This is a genomic window from Polaromonas sp. CT11-55, from assembly GCF_047303325.1.
Classification (GTDB): Bacteria; Pseudomonadota; Gammaproteobacteria; order Burkholderiales; family Burkholderiaceae_C; genus Polaromonas.
Map to the genome: position 1 here is coordinate 49,633 of NZ_JBKBEX010000024.1, position 18,836 is coordinate 68,468.

General features: G+C 68.2%; 17 protein-coding genes, 1 pseudogene and 1 riboswitch. Of the genes and pseudogenes, 15 read left to right on the forward strand and 3 right to left on the reverse strand.

Features of this window, described 5'->3' with window-relative positions; translation table 11 throughout:
- Window positions 1-51: 51 nt before the first annotated feature.
- Window positions 52-543 (forward strand): Lrp/AsnC family transcriptional regulator, encoded by a 492-nt coding sequence (locus ACEN8I_RS19070; protein ID WP_074575203.1) that lies wholly within the window; start codon window positions 52-54, stop codon window positions 541-543.
- 22 nt (window positions 544-565) lie between these two features.
- Here ACEN8I_RS19070 and ACEN8I_RS19075 read toward each other — a convergent pair whose 3' ends face one another.
- The 3 genes from ACEN8I_RS19075 to ACEN8I_RS19085 form a co-directional block, all read right to left on the reverse strand.
- Complete coding sequence (locus ACEN8I_RS19075; RefSeq protein WP_413330153.1) at window positions 566-1,381, reverse strand: sulfite exporter TauE/SafE family protein; 816 nt, start codon at window positions 1,379-1,381, stop codon at window positions 566-568.
- Window positions 1,382-1,767: 386 nt separating this feature from the next.
- Window positions 1,768-2,100, reverse strand: coding sequence for a cell division protein ZapA (locus ACEN8I_RS19080; protein ID WP_413330154.1), 333 nt, complete (start codon window positions 2,098-2,100; stop codon window positions 1,768-1,770).
- Window positions 2,097-2,336, reverse strand: coding sequence for a DUF904 domain-containing protein (locus tag ACEN8I_RS19085; RefSeq protein WP_074575200.1), 240 nt, complete (start codon window positions 2,334-2,336; stop codon window positions 2,097-2,099). The genes ACEN8I_RS19080 and ACEN8I_RS19085 overlap by 4 nt, the downstream gene beginning before the upstream one ends.
- 46 nt (window positions 2,337-2,382) lie before the next feature.
- Window positions 2,383-2,673, forward strand: a riboswitch (cobalamin riboswitch).
- Between the two features lie 81 nt (window positions 2,674-2,754).
- Between ACEN8I_RS19085 and ACEN8I_RS19090 the strand changes: the two genes are divergently transcribed.
- From ACEN8I_RS19090 to ACEN8I_RS19155, 14 genes and pseudogenes are all read left to right on the forward strand, one after another.
- Window positions 2,755-4,704, forward strand: a complete 1,950-nt coding sequence (locus ACEN8I_RS19090; protein WP_413330155.1) for a TonB-dependent receptor domain-containing protein — start codon at window positions 2,755-2,757, stop codon at window positions 4,702-4,704.
- A 14-nt stretch (window positions 4,705-4,718) separates the two neighbouring features.
- A complete protein-coding gene (locus tag ACEN8I_RS19095; RefSeq protein WP_413330156.1) occupies window positions 4,719-6,059 on the forward strand; it encodes a cobyrinate a,c-diamide synthase in 1,341 nt (446 codons plus the stop codon).
- On the forward strand, window positions 6,056-6,907 hold the full coding sequence (locus tag ACEN8I_RS19100) for an ABC transporter substrate-binding protein (protein ID WP_413330157.1): 852 nt from the start codon (window positions 6,056-6,058) through the stop codon (window positions 6,905-6,907). Before ACEN8I_RS19095 ends, ACEN8I_RS19100 begins: the two co-directional genes overlap by 4 nt.
- Window positions 6,904-7,488, forward strand: coding sequence for a bifunctional adenosylcobinamide kinase/adenosylcobinamide-phosphate guanylyltransferase (cobU, locus tag ACEN8I_RS19105; protein ID WP_413330158.1), 585 nt, complete (start codon window positions 6,904-6,906; stop codon window positions 7,486-7,488). The genes ACEN8I_RS19100 and cobU overlap by 4 nt, the downstream gene beginning before the upstream one ends.
- Entirely contained in the window at window positions 7,485-8,357 is an 873-nt protein-coding gene (locus ACEN8I_RS19110; protein WP_413330159.1) for an ABC transporter substrate-binding protein, read from the forward strand. The genes cobU and ACEN8I_RS19110 overlap by 4 nt, the downstream gene beginning before the upstream one ends.
- Complete coding sequence (locus ACEN8I_RS19115; RefSeq protein WP_413330160.1) at window positions 8,354-9,433, forward strand: FecCD family ABC transporter permease; 1,080 nt, start codon at window positions 8,354-8,356, stop codon at window positions 9,431-9,433. Before ACEN8I_RS19110 ends, ACEN8I_RS19115 begins: the two co-directional genes overlap by 4 nt.
- Window positions 9,430-10,215 (forward strand): annotated as a pseudogene (locus tag ACEN8I_RS19120) (ABC transporter ATP-binding protein); the annotation flags it as partial. The gene ACEN8I_RS19115 and the pseudogene ACEN8I_RS19120, both read left to right, overlap by 4 nt.
- A 27-nt stretch (window positions 10,216-10,242) precedes the next feature.
- On the forward strand, window positions 10,243-10,812 hold the full coding sequence (gene cobO / locus ACEN8I_RS19125; RefSeq protein ID WP_413330177.1) for a cob(I)yrinic acid a,c-diamide adenosyltransferase: 570 nt from the start codon (window positions 10,243-10,245) through the stop codon (window positions 10,810-10,812).
- Window positions 10,813-10,837: 25 nt separating this feature from the next.
- Window positions 10,838-11,659, forward strand: a complete 822-nt coding sequence (locus ACEN8I_RS19130; RefSeq protein ID WP_413330161.1) for an ABC transporter substrate-binding protein — start codon at window positions 10,838-10,840, stop codon at window positions 11,657-11,659.
- Between the two features lie 23 nt (window positions 11,660-11,682).
- Complete coding sequence (gene cobW, locus ACEN8I_RS19135) at window positions 11,683-12,744, forward strand: cobalamin biosynthesis protein CobW (RefSeq protein WP_413330162.1); 1,062 nt, start codon at window positions 11,683-11,685, stop codon at window positions 12,742-12,744.
- A gap of 16 nt (window positions 12,745-12,760) precedes the next feature.
- Window positions 12,761-16,639, forward strand: coding sequence for a cobaltochelatase subunit CobN (cobN, locus tag ACEN8I_RS19140; protein ID WP_413330163.1), 3,879 nt, complete (start codon window positions 12,761-12,763; stop codon window positions 16,637-16,639).
- Window positions 16,636-17,703: an ATP-binding protein gene (locus ACEN8I_RS19145; protein WP_413330164.1), complete on the forward strand. Its 1,068-nt coding sequence runs from the start codon at window positions 16,636-16,638 to the stop codon at window positions 17,701-17,703. Before cobN ends, ACEN8I_RS19145 begins: the two co-directional genes overlap by 4 nt.
- Window positions 17,682-18,374, forward strand: a complete 693-nt coding sequence (locus ACEN8I_RS19150; RefSeq protein ID WP_413330165.1) for a vWA domain-containing protein — start codon at window positions 17,682-17,684, stop codon at window positions 18,372-18,374. Before ACEN8I_RS19145 ends, ACEN8I_RS19150 begins: the two co-directional genes overlap by 22 nt.
- Window positions 18,371-18,805, forward strand: coding sequence for a DUF1636 family protein (locus ACEN8I_RS19155; protein ID WP_413330166.1), 435 nt, complete (start codon window positions 18,371-18,373; stop codon window positions 18,803-18,805). Before ACEN8I_RS19150 ends, ACEN8I_RS19155 begins: the two co-directional genes overlap by 4 nt.
- Window positions 18,806-18,836 lie beyond the last annotated feature (31 nt).

Genomic DNA, 18,836 nt, shown 5'->3' on the forward strand with positions numbered 1-18,836 from the left:
AATTAACGGCAAAACCGAACCGGCCTTTGAATTTAAAGCTTGAAACCCACCATGACCGAAACCACCGAATGGGACCACTACGACAGCCGCATCCTCGGCGAGCTGCAGCGCGATGCGCGCATCACCATGGCCGAACTGGGCCGCCGCGTGCACCTGAGCCAGCCGGCGGTGACCGAGCGCGTGCGCAAGCTCGAGCTGGGCGGCGTGATCAAGGGCTACCGGGCCGAGGTCGACCTGAGCCGCCTGGGCTACGGCATACGCGCCATCGCCCGCGTGGGCCGGGTCGAATACGCCCGCGTCGTCAAGCTGATCGAGCAGACGCCCGAGGTGATCAATGCCTACAACGTCACCGGCGAGGACAGCTGGGTGCTGGAAATCGCGGTGATCGACGTCGCCCACCTGGATGCGGTGGTGACCAAGTTCTGCATCCTCACCGAGACCTCAACGTCCATCGTGCTCAATGCGCCGCGCGAAAACGCCGTCGTGCTGCCGGCGCGGCGCGAGGACATCAAGCCGGTGATCAAGAAGGTCACCGGGAAATAAGCCCGCCTGACCCTGCCTGGAGTCAGCCCTTCAGGCCCTTGTAAAGCATGTATGCGGCGAGAACGTACAGGATGCTCGCAAACACCCGCTTGAGCTTGCCCACCGGCAAGTTGTGCGCGGCCTTGGCGCCCAGCGGCGCCGTGAGGAAGCTGCACACGGCGATCACCAGCAGCGCCGGCAGCCAGATGTAGCCGAAGGAGTTGGCCGGCAGGTTCTGCACGCTCTGGCCGCTGATCACATAGCCCAGCACATTGGCCACCGCGATCGGAAAGCCCAGCGCGGCCGAAGTGGCCACCGCGCTGTGGATGGCCACGTTGCACCAGGTCATGAAGGGCACGCTGATGAAGCCGCCGCCCGCGCCGACCAGGCCCGACAGAAAGCCGATAAAGCCGCCGGCCGCGAACTGGCCCGCCGTGCCCGGCATCTGCCGCGTCGGTTTGGGCTTTTTGTCAAGGAACATCTGCGTGGCGGAAAAGCTCACGAACAGGCCGAAGAAGATCGCCAGGTAGGAGCCCTTGAGCAGCGCGAACACGCCCAGGCTGCCGATGATGCTGCCGATCACGATGCCGGGGGCCAGCCGCTTGACGATGTCCCAGCGCACCGCGCCGCGCTTGTGGTGCGCACGCACGCTGGAAATCGAGGTGAAGATGATGGTGGCCATGGAGGTGGCGATCGCCATCTTGACGGCCAGGTCTGGCGCCACGCCGCGATTCGACATGATGATGGTGATGAAGGGCACCATCAGCATGCCCCCGCCTATGCCCAGCAGTCCTGCCAGAAACCCGGTGCCCACGCCCAGCAAGGCCAGTTCAACAATCAGGAGGGGTTCAAGCATCATGAGGCGTCGGGAATGTGGGCCGCGGGCCTGCGGCGCTTCGCGGGAAGCGCTGTCGCACGCGGTGGGGTTGGGGGGGGAGAAGGCGGAGTGCGCAAGGCGATGGCGGGAATAAGGTGTCTGCGAGTGCCACTGGACCGTCATCCTGAACCAGGGGTTCAGGTGGGCGAGGGCAGTCGGGTTTCGGGTTCGTCTGACGCGAGACGATCACACCTGCCGGACAATTTACCAAGCCCGTGCTCAAAGAGCATTGGTTCAAGGAAATATAAAGCCCAATGCGCATCGCAGACGTCTTCATTGTAGGCCTTTGTGGCCGTGCACGGAGTGACGCGAAGGCATTTGCGGCGGTATGCGGGGGCAAAGGCTGCGGCCGATGCGCGCCCGGGGCTTCAAAGCAGGCGGCCGTCTATGCCCAGGGCGGTGTCCAGACGCTGCAGCAGGGCCGCGAGCTGCGGGCTCTCGGCATTGCTGGTGGCGGCTGTGTCGGCCGGCGCGGCCGCCGGCACGGGGGCGGCGCCCGGCGTGCGCTCGGGAAGCTCGAAGGCCAGGTTCAGCGCCGCCAGCACGGCGATGCGGTCGCGCGCCTTGATTTTTCCGGCGTCGCGAATCCGGCACATGGCCATGTCGACGCGGTTGACCGCGTCCAGCATGCGTGCGTCGCCGTTTTCGGGGCAGCCCAGCAAATAGCTTTGGCCCATGATCTGTACTTCGAGCTGCTTCATGACTCGCTTCCCGCGGTGGTTTTGTGGCCGTGGCCGCTGCTTTCGGGCAGGCGCTCGAGCAGGGCATCGACACGGGCGCGGGCAGCGCCCAGGCGCGACTTGAGGGAGTCGCGCTCCTGCGTGAGCAGGCCGACCTGTTCGGCCAACAACTCGTTGGTGCGCTGCAATTCCTCGTAGCGCAGCAACAGGCGCTCGACGCGTTCGGTGATCTGGTCGATTTGGGTTTGGTTCGCCATGGCAAGCCCGATTGTAGGGTTTGCGGCCTGAACTGGGGAAGGGCCGCGTAGAATCGCCCCTGTTGGTGCCCGCAGTGTGGTTCACATGCTGCAGTTCAACGGGAAGCAGGAGAGCGTCAAAGCCAGGCATATCGGGCCAAGCCCGAAGGCCGGCGCCCAGACCTTCAACCTGCGCTGCCCCCGCAACGGTAAAACGGACGAATGCGCTTTCCCGGCCTCACGGCCAGGGCGCATTCAGCTTTCATCATCAGCCACTGAGCGCCTTGAACAAGCGCTTGGGAAGGCGATGGAGGCGGTTCCGTCAGCCCGGATACCGGCCAACAAGGTGAACGCGCACGTCCAGTCCCTGGACTGGGTGTTTGTAACGCTCACACACCGGCGGGGAAGCCGGTGAGGGCCCATTGCTGACTGTTGATTCATGAAAACTGCTCCCCACGCACGCCTGGCCGTGCTCCCGACGGCGCTGGCCGCCGCATTCCCGATGGCCTTTTTGGCCCTTTTGGCCGCATCTCCCGCCCTGTCGCAAACCACTCAAACCGCGCAGGCCGCCCAGGCCGTTGTTGCGCCCCAGCTCAAGGAAATGGTGGTGAGCGCCACGCGCAGCGCCCAGCCCATCGGCGACGTCGTTGCCGACGTCACCGTCATAGACCGCGAAACCATAGAACGCGCCGGCCCGGTCGGGCTGGCCGACATCCTGGTGCGTGTGCCGGGCATACAGATCACCCGCAACGGCGGCACGGGCGCCAACACCAGCGTGTTTGTGCGCGGCGGGGAAAGCCGCCACACCCCCGTCTTCATTGACGGCGTTCGGGTGGAGTCGCAGGCGACGGCCGGCGGCGCCTCCTGGAGCAACATTCCGCTGTCGCTGATCGACCGCATCGAGGTCTTGCGCGGCCCCAGCAGCGCCGTCTATGGCTCGGACGCCGTGGCCGGCGTGATCCAGATCTTCACCAAGCGGGGTGAAGGCCCCTTCTCGCCCTCGGTATCGGTGGGTTACGGTTCCTACAACACGAGCCGGGTCGAACTCGCCGCCAGCGGCTCGGCAGGCGCATTCGACTATGCGCTGGGCTTGAGCCAGGGTCAAAGCGAGGGCTTCAACGCGCGAACCATCGCGGGCCAGAACCCAGATGCCGATGGCTACAAAAGCCTGGGCGCCAACGCCAAGCTGGGTTTGCAGCTCAACCCCGACCACCGCATTGAAGCCAACGTGATGCAAAGCCACACGGACTCCCAGTACGACGGCGGCCCCACGCGCGACTACCGCCGCATCGCCGACCTGCAGACCCTGGGCCTGCAGTGGGAGGCCAAATGGTCCGATCGCTACACCACCAGGCTGGCCCTCACGCAAGGCACCGATTCCGGCGAGGAGGGCCTGAACGGCTCGACGCCGCAGATCTCCTACGACAAAAGTACCATCAGCACGCTGCTGTTCCAGAACGAATACCGCCTGGGCGCCCACCTGCTGAGCGCCGCGCTGGAAAGCCGGCGGGACGTGTTCCGCCTGGTCGGCTCCGCGGTCATACCGGGAGGCGCGGGTGTGCTCAACAAGGACCGCTCCCTGGACGGTGTGAGCCTGGGCTACGGCTGGAGCGGCGGCGCGCACACCGTACAGCTCAACGCCCGCCACGACAGGGACAGCGAATTCGGCGGCAAGACCACAGGCTCCGCGGCCTACGCCTTTGCGCTCACGCCGCAGTGGAAGGTGTCCGCTTCCGCGGGTACCTCGTTCCGCGTTCCCACGCTGTACCAGCGCTTCAGCATCTACGGCACCTCGACCTTGAAACCCGAATCCGGCCGAAGCGTGGAAGCGGCGCTCAAATACAGCCAGGGCACATCGCAGTACGGCATCACGGTGTACCGCAACCGCCTGACCAACCTGCTGAGCTTTGTCACGGGCAACGGCCCCTGCATCAACGGCGGCCCGCCGATCGTGCTGTCCAACCGCGGCTGCTATGCCAACACCGCGCAGGCCGAGTACACCGGGCTGACGCTCACGGCGGCCGAGACACTGGGCAATGTCCGCGTCCACGGCTCGCTGGATTTGCAGAACCCCAAGAACCGGATCACCAACCGCACCCTGCAGCGCCGTTCCCGCCAGTACGGCACGCTGGGCGCCGAAATGCCGCTGGGCGGCTGGCAACTGGCGACCGACCTGGTGATGGCCTCGCACGCCTTCGACAGCGACGCCAGCAACGTGGTGCTGCCAGGCTATTCGGTCATGAACTTCAGCGCCACGACGGCGTTGTCCCCTGACTGGAAACTGGTGGCCAAGCTGGAGAACCTGACCGACAAGATTTACCAGACCGCCAACACCTATGCCACCGCCCGGCGTAACCTCTACGTCGGTGTGACCTGGGCACCGCGTTAAACCTGAGGCCGTCCATGCAACAAGCCGTCCGCTGTCCCGCCATCCTCGTCGCTGCCCCGGCCTCCGGCCAGGGCAAGACGACGGTCGCCTGCGCGCTGGCGCGGCTGCATGCGCGCCAGGGGCGGCGCGTGCGGGTCTTCAAGTGCGGGCCGGATTTCCTGGACCCTTGCTGGCACGCCCTGGCCAGTGGCGCGCCGGTGTACCAGATGGACCTTTGGATGACCGGCGAGGCCGATTGCCGGGCGCGCCTGCATGAGGCCGCGCAGGAGGTGGACCTGATCATTGTGGAAGGTGTGATGGGCCTGTTTGACGGCGAGCCCAGCGCGGCCGACCTGGCGCAGCGCTTCGGCTTGCCGGTGCTGGCGGTGGTGGATGCCTCGGGCATGGTGGCGACCTTTGGCGCGCTGGCCTTTGGCCTGCAGCACTACCGCCCTCACATGCCCTGGGCCGGCGTGCTGGCCAACCGCGTAGCCAATGCGCGCCATGCGGCCATGCTGCAGGCCAGCGTGGCACCCGAGCAGTGGCTGGGCGCGGTGCTGCGCAATGCCGCCATGAGCCTGCCAAAGCGCCACCTGGGCCTGACCGTGGCCACCGAAGTGGCCGATGCCATGGAGCGCCTGGACGCTGCGGCCGATGCACTGGCCGACACGCCGCTGGGCTGGATGACACTGGCGGATTTGCAGCGCTGGGCGGTGGATTTCGCGGCCCCTGAGGCCTGTGCGCCCCTGGTGCCGGTACTGCGCGGCAAGACGATTGCCATCGCGCGCGACGCCGCCTTCTGTTTTATCTACGCCGCCAATATCGACACCCTGCGCGCGCTGGGCGCCGAACTGGTGTTTTTCTCGCCGCTGGCCGACGCGGCGCTGCCCGCCTGCGACGCGCTGTGGCTTCCCGGCGGCTACCCCGAGCTGCACGCGGAAACGATAGCCGCCAACACCGCACTGCGCGGCAGCCTGATAGCGCACGTTGCTGCGGGCAAGCCTGTATGGGCAGAGTGCGGCGGCATGATGGCGCTGTTTGACACGCTGATTACGCTGGACGGCCGGCGCCATGCGCAGTGGGGTGTGCTGGCCGGCGAGGTCAGCATGCAAAAGCTGCTGGCCGGCCTGGGCCCGCAGCAGCTGCAACTGGCCGGCGGCACCTTGCGCGGCCATACTTTCCATTACTCGACCACGGCCACATCCCTGCAGCCCGTGGCCCGCACCTCGCGGCCCGGCACCACACCGGCGCCGGATGCGGGCGAGGCCGTGTGGCAGCATGGCGCGGTGCGCGCCAGTTATTTCCACGCCTGGTTCCCCTCCTGCCCCGAAGCCGTGGTGGAACTGTTCAGCGCGCCCGCCGGAGTGCCCGCATGAGCGCCGACCTGCTGCATTTCAATCCCGGCCCGCAGCGCATCGTCTGCCTGACCGAGGAGACCACCGAGTGGCTTTACCTGCTGGGCCAGGAGCGGCGCATCGTGGGCATCTCGGGCTATACCGTGCGGCCCAAACGCGCGCGCGACGAGAAGCCGCGCGTCAGCGCCTTCCTGAGCGCCAAGCTGGACAAGATCATGGAGCTGCAGCCCGACTGCGTGCTGGGCTTTTCGGACTTGCAGGCCGATATTGCAGCCGACCTGGTCAAGCGTGGCGTGCAGGTCACCATCTTCAACCAGCGCAGCGTGGCGGAAATTTTTTCCATGCTGTTCCAGCTCGCGGCCATGGTGGGCGAAGCGGAGCAGGGCGCACAGCGCATCGCGCAGATGCAGGCCGGCCTGCGCGTCATGCAGGCGGCCGTGGCGGCCAGGGTGGCTGCCGGCGCGCGCCGCCCCAAGGTGTTCTTTGAAGAGTGGGACAGCCCGCACATCAGCGCGATCCGTTGGGTGTCCGAACTGCTGGGCATCGCCGGGGGCGATGATTGTTTCCCCGAGCTGGCGCGGGAGTCTCTGGGCAAGAACCGCATCATCGCGGACGGCGCCGAGATCATTCGCCGCAACCCCGACATCATCCTGGGCTCCTGGTGCGGCAAGAAATTCCGGCCCGAAAACGTGGCGGCGCGGCAAGGTTGGGACGCCGTGAATGCCGTGCGCCACCAGCAGCTGTTTGAAATCAAGTCGCCCGACATCCTGCAGCCCGGCCCGGCCGCATTGACCGACGGCGTGCAGAAAATGCACCAGATCATCCTGCGGTGGATGGACGCAGAGCAGGCGGGGGCTTTCAAGCCATGAGCACCATGACGATTGCCAAAAGCGAACTCATCCTGGGCGGCCAGAAGAGCGGCAAGTCGCGCCGTGCCGAGCTGCTGGCCGGACGGTGGCTCGCGCAATCGCCCGACCACAGCGCGGTGATGGTCGCCACCGCCAGGCCCTGGGACGAGGAAATGCGCGAACGCATACGCCGCCACCAGCAGGACCGGGCCGAGCGCCTGCCCGGCATGGCGACCGTCGAGGAGCCGGTTCAGCTGGCCCAGGCCCTCATCCAGCACAGCGCCCCCAACACCCTGGTTGTCGTCGACTGCCTGACACTGTGGCTCACCAACCTGCTGATGCCCGCGCCGGGCCTGGAACTCAAAGATCCCGCTCAGGCCGCGCGTGAACAGGCGGGCCTGCTGGTCAAGGCCGTCGCTGCCGCCCCCGGGCCGCTGGTGCTGGTCGGCAATGAAATCGGCCTGGGCGTCATACCGCTGGGCCGCGAAACCCGTGCCTTTGTCGATGCGCTGGGCCTGCTGAACCAGCAAGTCGCCGCCGCCTGTGAGCGCGTGACCCTGATGGCCGCCGGTTTGCCGCTGACCTTGAAAGCTCCTTTGTGAAACGCATCGCCTTTCTTTTGTTTCTGCTCTGCCTCGCCCTGGCTTCGCCTGCGCGCGCGCTGCAGCTGACCGACGACCGCGGCGCGACCATCACGCTGCCTCGGGCGCCGCAGCGCATCGTCAGCCTGCTGCCCTCGCTGACCGAGACCGTCTGCGAGCTGGGCCGTTGCCAGAACCTGGTCGGGGTGGACCGCTATTCCAACTTCCCCGCCAGCGTGCAAAAGCTGCCCCAGGTCGGCGGCGGGCTGGACCCCAACATCGAGATGATCGTCGCGCTCAAGCCCGATGTGGTGCTGCTGGCCACCTCCTCGCGCGCGGGCGACAGGCTGCAGGCCCTGGGCCTTAAAGTGGTGGCGCTGGAGCCCCGCAGCCATGCCGATGTGCAGCGCGTAATGCTCAAGCTGGGCCAGTTGCTCGAAGTGCCCGATGCCGCGCGCATCTGGCGCGCGATCGATGCCGGCGTCTCTGCCGCGGCCCAGTCGCTGCCGCCCAACGTGCGCGGCACGCGGGTCTACTTCGAGGTCAACCAGGGCCCGTATGCGGCGGGGGAGTCATCCTTTATCGGCGAGACGCTCACGCGGCTGGGCGTTAAAAACATCGTGCCGGCCAAGCTCGGGCCCTTTCCCAAGCTCAACCCCGAATACATAGTCCGTGCCAATCCCGACCTGATCATGGTCGGCCAGCGCAGCGCTGACGGCCTGCAGGCGCGGCCCGGCTGGCAAAGCATTCGCGCGCTGCGCGAGCAACGCGTTTGCATCTTCCCGACCGAAGAGGCCAATGTGCTGGTTCGCCCCGGTCCGCGCATGGCCGAAGGCGCGCGGCTGATGGCCCGCTGTCTGACGGATAAGGCACCGGGGGCCAAACCATGATGCAGGCCCGCGTGTGGTGGCTGGTCTGGGCCGGTGTGCTGGGCGCGCTGGCCCTGATGGCGCTGGGCATTTGCGTGGGCAGCGCCGGGCTGGAGAACCTGATCGGGCCTTTGCTCAACCCCGCGCAGGACCCGCCGCAAACCGCGATGGCGCAGCAAATCATCTGGCAGATCCGCCTGCCGCGCACCCTGGGCGCCTGGGCCGCCGGCGCCTTGCTGGGCCTGGCCGGCGCGGTGGCGCAAGGCCTGTTTCGCAACCCGCTGGCCGATCCCTACCTGCTGGGCAGCGCCTCGGGCGCCTCACTCGGCGTGGCGCTGGCGCTGGCCGCTCTGGGCGGCGGCGCCGGCATGCTGGGCGGCAACATGATGAACGGCGGCGTGGCCGTGAGCGTGTTCTCCAGCAGCCTGTGGGTGCGCCTGGGCCTGACCGGCGCGGCCTTCCTCGGCGCCGTGTTCGCGGTGATGCTCACGCTGGTGCTCTCGCGCGGCGTGGGCCACACCCTGCGCCTGCTGCTGGCCGGTGTGGTGGTGGGCGTGGTGCTGGGCGCCATGACGCACCTGGTGCTGTTGTTCTCGCCCGAATCGCTGCAGGCCATGCAGGCCTTCATGCTGGGCTCGACCGCCTTTGTCGGCTGGACCTCGTGCATCCTCATGGCCAGCGTGTGGGGCGTCTGTGTGCTGGCCGCCTGGCTGCTGGCGCGTGTGCTCGACGGCCTGAGCCTGGGCGACGCCACGGCCGTCAGCCTGGGCCTGCCGGTGGCGCCCATGCGCGCGGCGCTGGTCGCGGTACTGGCATTGGCCACGGGCACCGCCGTGGCGCAGACCGGGCTGATCGCCTTTGTGGGCCTGGCCGCGCCCCACCTGGTGCGCTCCGTGGTCAAGACCACGCATGCCCACCTAATGCTGCTGTCCAGCCTGATGGGCGGCGTGCTGCTGATGGCCGCCGACACGCTGGCGCGCGGGCTGATGGCGCCGCAGGAACTGCCCGTGGGCATGCTCACCGCGGTGCTGGGCGGCGGCTACCTGCTGTGGTTGATGCACCGTAGCAGCAACCTGGGGGGAGGGCGCGCCGCATGAACCCCGTAGCCAATTCCGCCGCCCTCAGCGCGCAATCCATTTCGGCCAGCCTGGGCCACGGCCCGCAGAGGCAAGCCGTGCTGCATGGCATAGACCTGGACATCGCCGCCGCGCGCTGGACCAGCATCGTGGGCCCCAACGGCGCGGGCAAGTCCACCTTGCTCAAGGCCCTGGCCGGCGTGCTGCCGCACAGCGGCAGCGTCACGCTGCTGGGCCAGCCCATGCACAGCCTGCCGCACCGTGAGCGCGCCCGCCAGCTGGCCTGGCTGGGCCAGAACGAAACCTCGGCCGATGATCTGACCGTGTGGGACGTCGCCATGCTGGGCCGTTTGCCGCACCAGGCCTGGCTGGCGCCGCCCAGCGCGGCCGACCGTGCGGCGGTGGAGCAGGCCTTGCGCGCCACCCGCGCCTGGGACTGGCGCCAGCGCGCCCTGGGGCAGCTGTCGGGCGGCGAGCGCCAGCGCGTGCTGCTGGCCCGTGCCCTGGCGGTGCAGGCCCAGGTGCTGTTGATGGACGAACCCCTGGCCAACCTGGACCCGCCGCACCAGGCCGACTGGCTGGACGTGGTGCGGGCCCTGGTGGCCGAGGGCAAGACCGTGGTCAGCGTGCTGCATGAGATCACCATGGCACTGCAGGCCGACAGCCTGGTCGTGATGGCAGAAGGCCGCGTCACCCACCAGGGCCCCTGCGCCGACCTGGCCACCCACCGGGCCCTGGAAGATGTCTTCGACGGACGCATTGCCGTCCATCCCTTGCAAGGGCAGTGGATCGCGCTGCCCAAAGTTACCCAACCTCCCAAGAGGGCTCCCATGCAAATTGAAACCCCACCTTCGGCCACACCTTACGAAAAACCCACCGGCGAGCGCCGCGGCCTTGTCCTCATCAACACCGGCCACGGCAAGGGCAAAAGCACGGCCGCCTTTGGCCTGGCCTTGCGCGCCCACGGCCGCGGCAAGGCCGTCAAGGTCTACCAGTTCATGAAGGTGCCCAGCGCGCGCTTTGGCGAGCACCGGCTGTTTGAGCAGCTGGGAATCCCGATTGAAGGCCTGGGCGATGGCTTCAGCTGGAAGAGCCGCGACCTTGAGCACTCGGCCCAGCTGGCGCTGGACGGCTGGGCCCGGGCTGAGGCCACCATACGCGCCGGTGAGCACTTCATGGTGGTACTCGATGAAATCATGTACCCGCTGCGCTACGGCTGGGTTCCGCTGGAAGCCGTGCTCACCTGCCTGCGCGAGCGCCCGTCGCATGTGCACGTGGTGCTGACCGGCCGCAATGCGCCGGCCGAGCTGGTCGATCTGGCCGACACGGTCACTGAAATGACCTTGATCAAGCATCACTTCAAAGCCGGCGTTCCGGCCCAACGCGGCATTGAAGATTGAGATGAACGTTCAGGTATTCCGGTTGATGTTGCGTGTTTTGGGCTTGGCCTTCAGCCTGCTCTCAGGCGTGGCCATGGCGCAGGCACAGCCTGTCTCGCGCATCGTCACGCTTGCACCTTCGTTGACCGAGGCCGTCTGCGCACTGGGTCACTGCGCCCAGCTGGTGGGCACAGACCGCCATTCCACCTGGCCCAATTCGGTGCAGGTGCTGCCCAAGGTGGGCGGCCTGGAAGACGCGCAGATCGAACGCATCGTGACTTTGCGTCCCAATATGGTCTTGCTGGGCCCGCGCAGCCGCGCCGGTGAAAGGCTCAAGGCCCTGGGCGTGCCGGTCATGACTTTTGACGCCCGCACCCATGCCGATCTCAAACGCATGCTGCTCAAGCTGGGCGACACGCTGGGCGAGCCGGCGCGTGCCACTGAACTGCTGGCGCGTATGGAAACCGAGCTCGACGCCGCGGCCGCGCGCATGCCAGCCGCCCTGCGTGGGCGCAGCGTGTATGTGGAAGTCGGGGCGGGCTCGTCCGCGGCCAGCGACAAAAGTTTTATCGGCGAGACCGTCGCCAGGCTGGGCCTGGTCAACGTGGTGAGCGGCGATCTGGGCCTGTTCCCGCGAATCAACCCCGAGCTGCTGCTGCGCCGCCCGCCCGACATCATCATCGGCCCGCGCGCCACGTTGTCCAACCTGTCGGACCGCCCCGGCTGGAGCACGCTGCCCGCGGTGCGCCAGCAGCAACTGTGCCTGCTGGACACCGAGCGCATGGACCTGCTGTCGCGCCCCGGCCCGCGCCTGGGCGAGGCCGCGCAAATGCTGGTGGAGTGCCTGAACGCGCTGCCGCCCCGCTGATTATTTTTTAACCGAGACACATCATGCAAACCCGAAAAATCCCCGCCACCATCGTCACCGGCTTCCTGGGCAGCGGCAAGACCACGCTGCTGCGGCATTTGCTGGCCAACGCGCAGGGCCGCCGCATCGCGGTCATCGTCAATGAGTTCGGTGAGCTCGGCATAGACGGCGAGCTGCTGCGCGGCTGCGGCATAGGCTGCGACGAGAACGGCGAAGAAAACGGCCAGCTCTATGAATTGGCCAACGGCTGCCTGTGCTGCACCGTGCAGGAAGAGTTCGCGCCGGTCATGGAAAAACTGGCCGCGCGCCGCGACCAGATCGACCACCTGATCATTGAGACCTCGGGCCTGGCCCTGCCCAAGCCGCTGGTGCAGGCCTTCCAGTGGCCCACGCTGCGCAACACCTTCACCGTCGACGCGGTGGTGACGGTGGTGGATGCGCCCGCGGTGGCCGCCGGCGACTTTGCCGACGACCCGGTCGCCGTGGACGCCCAGCGTCGCGCCGACGACAACCTGGACCATGAATCGCCGCTGCATGAGCTGTTTGAAGACCAGCTGGCCACGGCCGACCTGGTGGTGGTGCACAAGACCGACGGTTTGACCGCTGCCCAACTGGCCGGCGTGGAAACCGCGATCCGTGCCGAGACCGCGCCCGGCGTCAAGCTGGTGCAGGCCCAGCACGGCCGCATCGACATCGGCGTGCTGCTGGGCCTGGAGCGTGCTGTGGAAGACGTCATCGACCAGCGCAAGACCCACCACGACGAGGAGGAAGATCACGACCACGACGCCTTCGACTCGGTGCAGGTGGCGCTGGACGTGCCCGGCCGCGACGCGTTGCTGGCCGCTTTGCGCGGCGTGGTGGAGCGCCATGAGATTTACCGCGCCAAGGGCTTTGTGGCCTTGCCCGGTTCGGCCATGCGCCTGGTGGTGCAGGGCGTGGGCAGCCGTTTCGACAGCTACTTTGATCGCCCCTGGCGCGACGGCGAAGCGCGGCAATCACGGCTGGTGCTGATTGGGTCTGAGCTCAATGCCGCGGTGCTGCAAAGCGAATTGAGCGCGGCATTGGCGGCACCTGTCGCGGCCTGAAACACGGAAGCGCTTTATGCATCTGCTCTCCACCCGCCCCGGCGGCCACGTTGAAGACGGTGGCCAGGGTGTGGTGCGCGTGGAGCAGACGCCGGGCGAGATTGTGGTGCTCAGCGCGGCCGACACCACGCTGTCCTTGCTGGCCGATGCGGCGCAGCAGTTGCCCGATGGTTTTCCCGCGGTGCGCCTGGCCAACCTGATGTGGCTGCGCCAGCCCGCCTCGGCCGACATGTACGTCGACGAGGTGCTGCAGCATGCGCGTGTGGTGGTGATAGACCACCTGGGGGCCGCCAGCGATTGGGCTTATGTGGTGGAGAGGGTGCGCGAACTGGCGGGCGTGCGCGGCCAATGGCTGGCCTTGTTCTCGGGCGATGCCGCCGAAGACCTGCAGCTGCTGCTGCGCAGCACCGCCCCGCATGAAGACTGCCGCGAGCTCTGGCGCTGCCTGCGCGAAGGCGGCCGTGACAACGCGCGCACTTTTTTTGAACTGATAGGGCATGCCGCCTTCGGCCTGGGCGCGCGCCCCGCGCCGCCCGAAGTGCTGCCGCCCGCCATGGTCTACCAGCCGCTGGAGAGTCCTCCTTGGCGGGACGGCGCACCCGCCGCGCTCCTGGTGTTTTATCGCGCCCATCTGCAGGCCGGCAACACGGCGGTGTTTGATGCCATGCTGGCCGCACTCAGCGCCGAGGGCCTCAATACTGTGGCCTTGGCCGTGGACTCGCTGAAAACCCGCGCAAGCCTCGCGCTGCTGCGCTCGCTGGCCGCCGAGCACCAGGTGGGTGTGGTGCTCAATGCCACCAGCTTCGCCATCACCGCACTCGACGGTGACGACGTGGACAGCGTGCAGGGTGCGCAGATGGAGCCCCTGGCCGGCGATGCCCCGGTGCTGCAGTTGATCACCGCGGGCTGCTCGCAGGAACAGTGGCAGGCCGACCCGCACGGCCTGGCGCCGCGCGACCTCGCGATGCAGGTGGTGCTGCCCGAAGTGGACGGCCGCATAGGCACGCGCGCCATCAGCTTCAAGGGCCTGGCCTGGCGCTGCGAACGTACCGAGGTGGACGTGGTGCGTTACCAGCCCGAGCCCGAACGCATGGCTTTTGTGGCTGGGCTGGCGCGCCGCTGGTGCATGTTGCGCGACAAGCCGAATGCCGACAAGCGCGTGGCGCTGGTGCTGGCCAACTATCCCAACGACGATGCCCGCCTGGCCAACGGCGTAGGCCTGGACACTCCGGCTTCCACCGTGGCCCTGCTGCGTGCCATGCGCGATGCAGGCTACGCCACGGGCGATTTGCCCGAAGGCGGCGATGCCTTGATTGCCGCGTTGGTAGCGGGCGTGACCAACAACCTGGACGCCAACCCCGTGCGTCCCGCCGGGCAGAGCCTGGCCATGGCGGACTACCTGCAGGATTTCAATCGCCTGAACGCGGTCAGTCGCGATGCCGTCAACGCGCTGTGGGGCTCGCCCGAGCGGGACCCCATGGTGCGCGGCGGCCGCTTTATGGTCTCCGGCCTGCGCCTGGGCCATGTGTTTGTCGGCATACAGCCTGCCCGCGGCCGCGACCTGGACCTCGTGGCGACCTACCACGATGCCGACCTGGTGCCCACGCACAACTACCTGGCGTTTTACTTCTGGCTGCGCCGCCAGTTTGCGGTCGACGCGGTGGTGCACGTGGGCAAACACGGCAACCTCGAATGGCTGCCCGGCAAAAGTGTGGCCTTGGGCGCGGCCTGCTGGCCCGATGCCATCCTGGGCCCACTACCGCACCTTTATCCCTTTATCGTCAACGACCCCGGCGAGGGCAGCCAGGCCAAGCGCCGCACGCAGGCCGTCATCATCGACCATCTTATGCCGGCGCTCACGCGTGCCGAGACCTACGGCCCGCTGCAAAAGCTGGAGCGGCAGATGGACGAGTACTACGAGGCCCTGTCGCTGGACCCGCGGCGCGCGCGGCGCCTGCGCGAGAACATCCTGGCGCATGTGCTCGCGGAGGGCCTGCATGCCGACCTGGGCTTTGCCAAACCCGCCGACGATGCGGGGCGCGAGGCGTTGCTGCAGCGCCTGGACGCCTACCTCTGCGAGATCAAGGAATCGCAGATCCGCGACGGCCTGCACATACTGGGCGCATCGCCCCAGGGCCGCCAGCAGGTCGACACGCTGGTGGCGCTGGCGCGTTTTCCGGGCGGTGCGGCCGCCGGCCAGCGCAGCCTGCTTGCGGCGCTGTCCCAGGACCTGCAGCTCGAAGGCGTCGAGGGTTTTAATGCGCTGAGTCCCGAATGGTCAGCGCCGTGGAACGGCCCGCGTCCCGCCGTGCTGCAAGCGCAAAGCGATGACGCCTGGCGCCATGCCGGCCATACGCGTGAGCGTCTGGAACTGCTGTCCCGGCAGTTGGTGCAGGACTGTGTGATCCAGCCTGAAGATTCCGTTTGTAGCGATCCCGTTCGGGCTGAGCTTGTCGAAGCCCTTCGACAGGCTCAGGGCGAACGGAATCTTTGCTGGCCGAATACCGCCCCCGTGCTGCAACGCATGCGCGCTGTGCTGCGCCCGCGCCTGGACGCCTGCGGCCCGCAGGAGATTGCCCAGTGCCTGCGCGGCCTGGCCGGCCGTTTTGTGCCGGCCGGCCCCAGCGGCGCGCCCTCGCGCGGCCGGCCCGACGTGCTGCCTACCGGGCGCAACTTTTATTCGGTGGACACGCGCGCCGTGCCCACCCAGACCGCCTATGCCATGGGCGCGGCCGCCGCCGAGCGTGTGGTCGAGCGCCACCTGCAGGACCACGGCGAGATGCTGCGCTGCCTGGGCCTGTCGGTCTGGGGCACCAGCACCATGCGCACCGGCGGCGAAGACATCGCCCAGGCCTTCGCGCTGCTGGGCGTGCGGCCCAAGTGGGCCGACGGCAGCAGCCGTGTGGTGGACATCGAAGTGCTGCCCATGGCCATCAGGAATCGGCCGCGCGTGGATGTGACCCTGCGTGTGTCGGGATTCTTCCGTGACGCCTTTCCGAACGTGATCGACCTGTTCGACACCGCGGTGCGTGCCGTGGCCGCGATCAGCGAAGAGGACGAGCCCGACGAAGTCAACCCGATCCGTGCCCGCGTGCGGCGCGAGGCGGCTGACGCGCAAGCCAGGGGCCTGAGCGCCGAGGCGGCCGAGCGCGAAGCCAGCTGGCGCATCTTCGGCCCGCGCCCCGGCGGCTACGGCGCCGGGCTGCAGGAAGTCATGGCCAGCGGCCGCTGGAGCGACGGCGCCGACCTGGCCCAGGCTTATCTGCGCGCGGGAGCCTTTGCCTACGGACAGGGCGGGCATGGCGTGGCTGCGCGCGGCAGCTTCGAGCAGCGCCTGGCCGGCCTGGACGCCGTGCTGCACAACCAGGACAACCGCGAGCACGATGTGCTCGATTCGGACGACTACTACCAGTTCCAGGGCGGCATGGCGGTTGCAGTCGAAGCTCTGGTGGGTGAGCCCGCCGCGCTGTACCACGGCGACTTCAGCGTACCGGGCGCGCCGCGCATACGCACGCTGGGCGAGGAAGTGGCGCGCGTGGTGCGTTCGCGCGCCGTCAATCCCAAGTGGCTGGAGGGTGTGCGCCGCCACGGCTACAAAGGCGCGTTCGAGATGGCGGCCACGGTGGACTACCTGTTCGCCTTTGACGCCACCACCGGCGTGGTGGGCGACCACCAGTACGCGCTGGTGGCCCAGGCCTATTTGCACGACGACACCAACCGCGAATTTTTGCGGCAGCACAACCCGCTGGCCCTGCGCAGCATTGGCGAGCGCCTGCTGGAAGCCATGCAGCGCGGCCTGTGGGAGTCGCCGGGCGAGCACCGCGAGCGCATTGAAGATCATTTGCTGGCGCTGGAGCGCCGGCTTGAAGAACATGGAGAAGGACCCCTGGCATGAATACTCCTGAACTGAACATCCCTCTCGAGCCCGCTACGCGCGCGGCCTTTCCGTTTACCGCGCTGGTCGGCCAGCCGCAGTTGCAACGCGCGTTGCAACTGGCGGCCATAGACCCGGGCATAGGTGGCGTGCTGATCAGCGGCCCGCGCGGCACGGCCAAGTCCACCGCGGCGCGCGCGCTGGCGGCGCTCTTGCCCGGTGCACCCTTTGTCACCTTGCCGCTGGCCGCCAGCCTGGAGCAGCTGGTGGGCACGCTCAATGTGGAGGACGTGCTGCGCGACGGCCGGGTGCGCCTGGCGCCTGGCCTGCTGGCGCGCGCCCACGGCGGTGTGCTGTATGTGGACGAGGTCAACCTGCTGCCGGACGCGCTGGTCGACGCCTTGCTGGACGCGGCCGCCAGCGGCGTGAACACGGTGGAGCGCGACGGCATTTCGCGCCAGCACGCCGCGCGTTTTGTGCTGGTGGGCACCATGAACCCGGAGGAGGGCGAGCTGCGCCCGCAGCTGCTGGACCGCTTTGGCCTGTCGCTGGTGCTGGCCAACCCGGTGGATGCCGCGCAGCGCAGCGCCATCCTGCGCGCCCGCCTGGGCTTTGACGAAAACCCCGAGGCCATGGGCGCGCAGCATGCGGAACAACAACGCGCCCTCAGCGCCGCGCTGGTCGCGGCGCGTGAAGCATTGCCGCGCCTGACCTGGTCCGACGAGGTGCTGCAGCATGCGGCGGCCTGGGCGATGGAGGCCGGTGTGGACGGCATGCGCGCCGACCTGGTGATGCTGCGCGCCGCGCGCGCGCTGGCGGCGCTGGAAGGGCGCGGCGAAGTCACGCCGGCCGATGTGGATGCTGTGGCTGAACTCGCGCTGGCGCACCGCCGGCCCGAGGGCAACCCGGCGCAGCCACCCAGTGTTGGCAGCCCGGCGCAACAAGCCCCGCAAGCTCCTGAGCGCCCGCAAGAAAAGCCGCCCGCGGCATCCGCCCCACAAGGCGATTGGGGCGCGCTGCCGGCTCAGCCCGAAGGCACGACCAAGGTCCAGGCGATAGCGGGGTGGCCGCCAAAAAAAGCCTAGGCCATCGCAGCCGCCGCCCGCGCAAGGGGGCCGGCAGCTGGCGATGGCCTCCACCGCATACGCCTCTCACAACAAGCGCAACGCCCGGTGCGCAGCAGCGCAGCGCCGCCATCGCCTGGCTGCCCACGCTGCTTGCCAAGGGACCTGAAGCGTTGCGGCGCGAGCACCTGCGCCGCCAGCCCGTGGCCCTGCGCCCCAGCCGGTTGCATTGCATCGTGCTCGACACCTCGGGCTCCATGCGCCGGCACGGCCGCCTGGCCCTGGCCAAGGGCCATGCCGCGTTCATGATCGAGCAGGCCGCGCGCCTGGGCGACGAAGTGGCGCTGCTGCGCTTTGGCGGGCAGGGCGTGGAGCTGCTGCTGCCGCCCGGCCCGGCGCGCGCCGCCGGCAGCCAGCGCCTGCGTCCCGTGGGCGGCGGTGGTGGCACGCCTTTGGCGCAGGCGCTTGTGCAGGCCGAACGGCTGCTGCAGCGCACTGTGCGCAAGAGCGGCCCCACCGAATGCTGGCTGTGGCTGCTGACCGACGGCCGCGCGCTGGAGCAGCCACTGCCGCCGGCCGCGCAACACCTGGTGATCGTGGACTTTGACGATGCCAGCAAACCCCTGGGCCGCTGCGCCGCCTGGGCGGCCCGTTGGGGCGCCGAGCACCGCCTGGCGCTGCCCGCCGCATGAATGAATCACTTACCGACTTGAACCTTCCCACACCAATGCCCGATACTGAAATCATTGTCTGCACCACCTGCCGCCCGGCCGGCGCCTCGCGCGAGCTGCCCGCCCACGGCCTGACCCTGTTCGAAGCCGTGCAGGACGCGTTGCTGGTCTGCGAGCTGGACACCGGCGAGCACGAAGGCCTGCAATTGCGCGGCCAGGCCTGCATGAGCGGATGCTCCCGCGCCTGCACCGTGACGCTGCAGGCCCCGGGCAAGTTCACTTATTACTTCGGCGACCTGCCTTCCGACGCTGAGACCGCGGCCCAGGTGCTTGCCTGCGCGCAGCTGCACAAGCACAGCGCCGACGGCAACCTGGCCCGCAACACTCGGCCCGAGCGCCTGCGCGGCGGCATACTCGCCCGGCTGCCCCCTGTCGGCCTGGGCTCGACATGACGGGCCGAATCCATTACGTTTGCATCAAGTT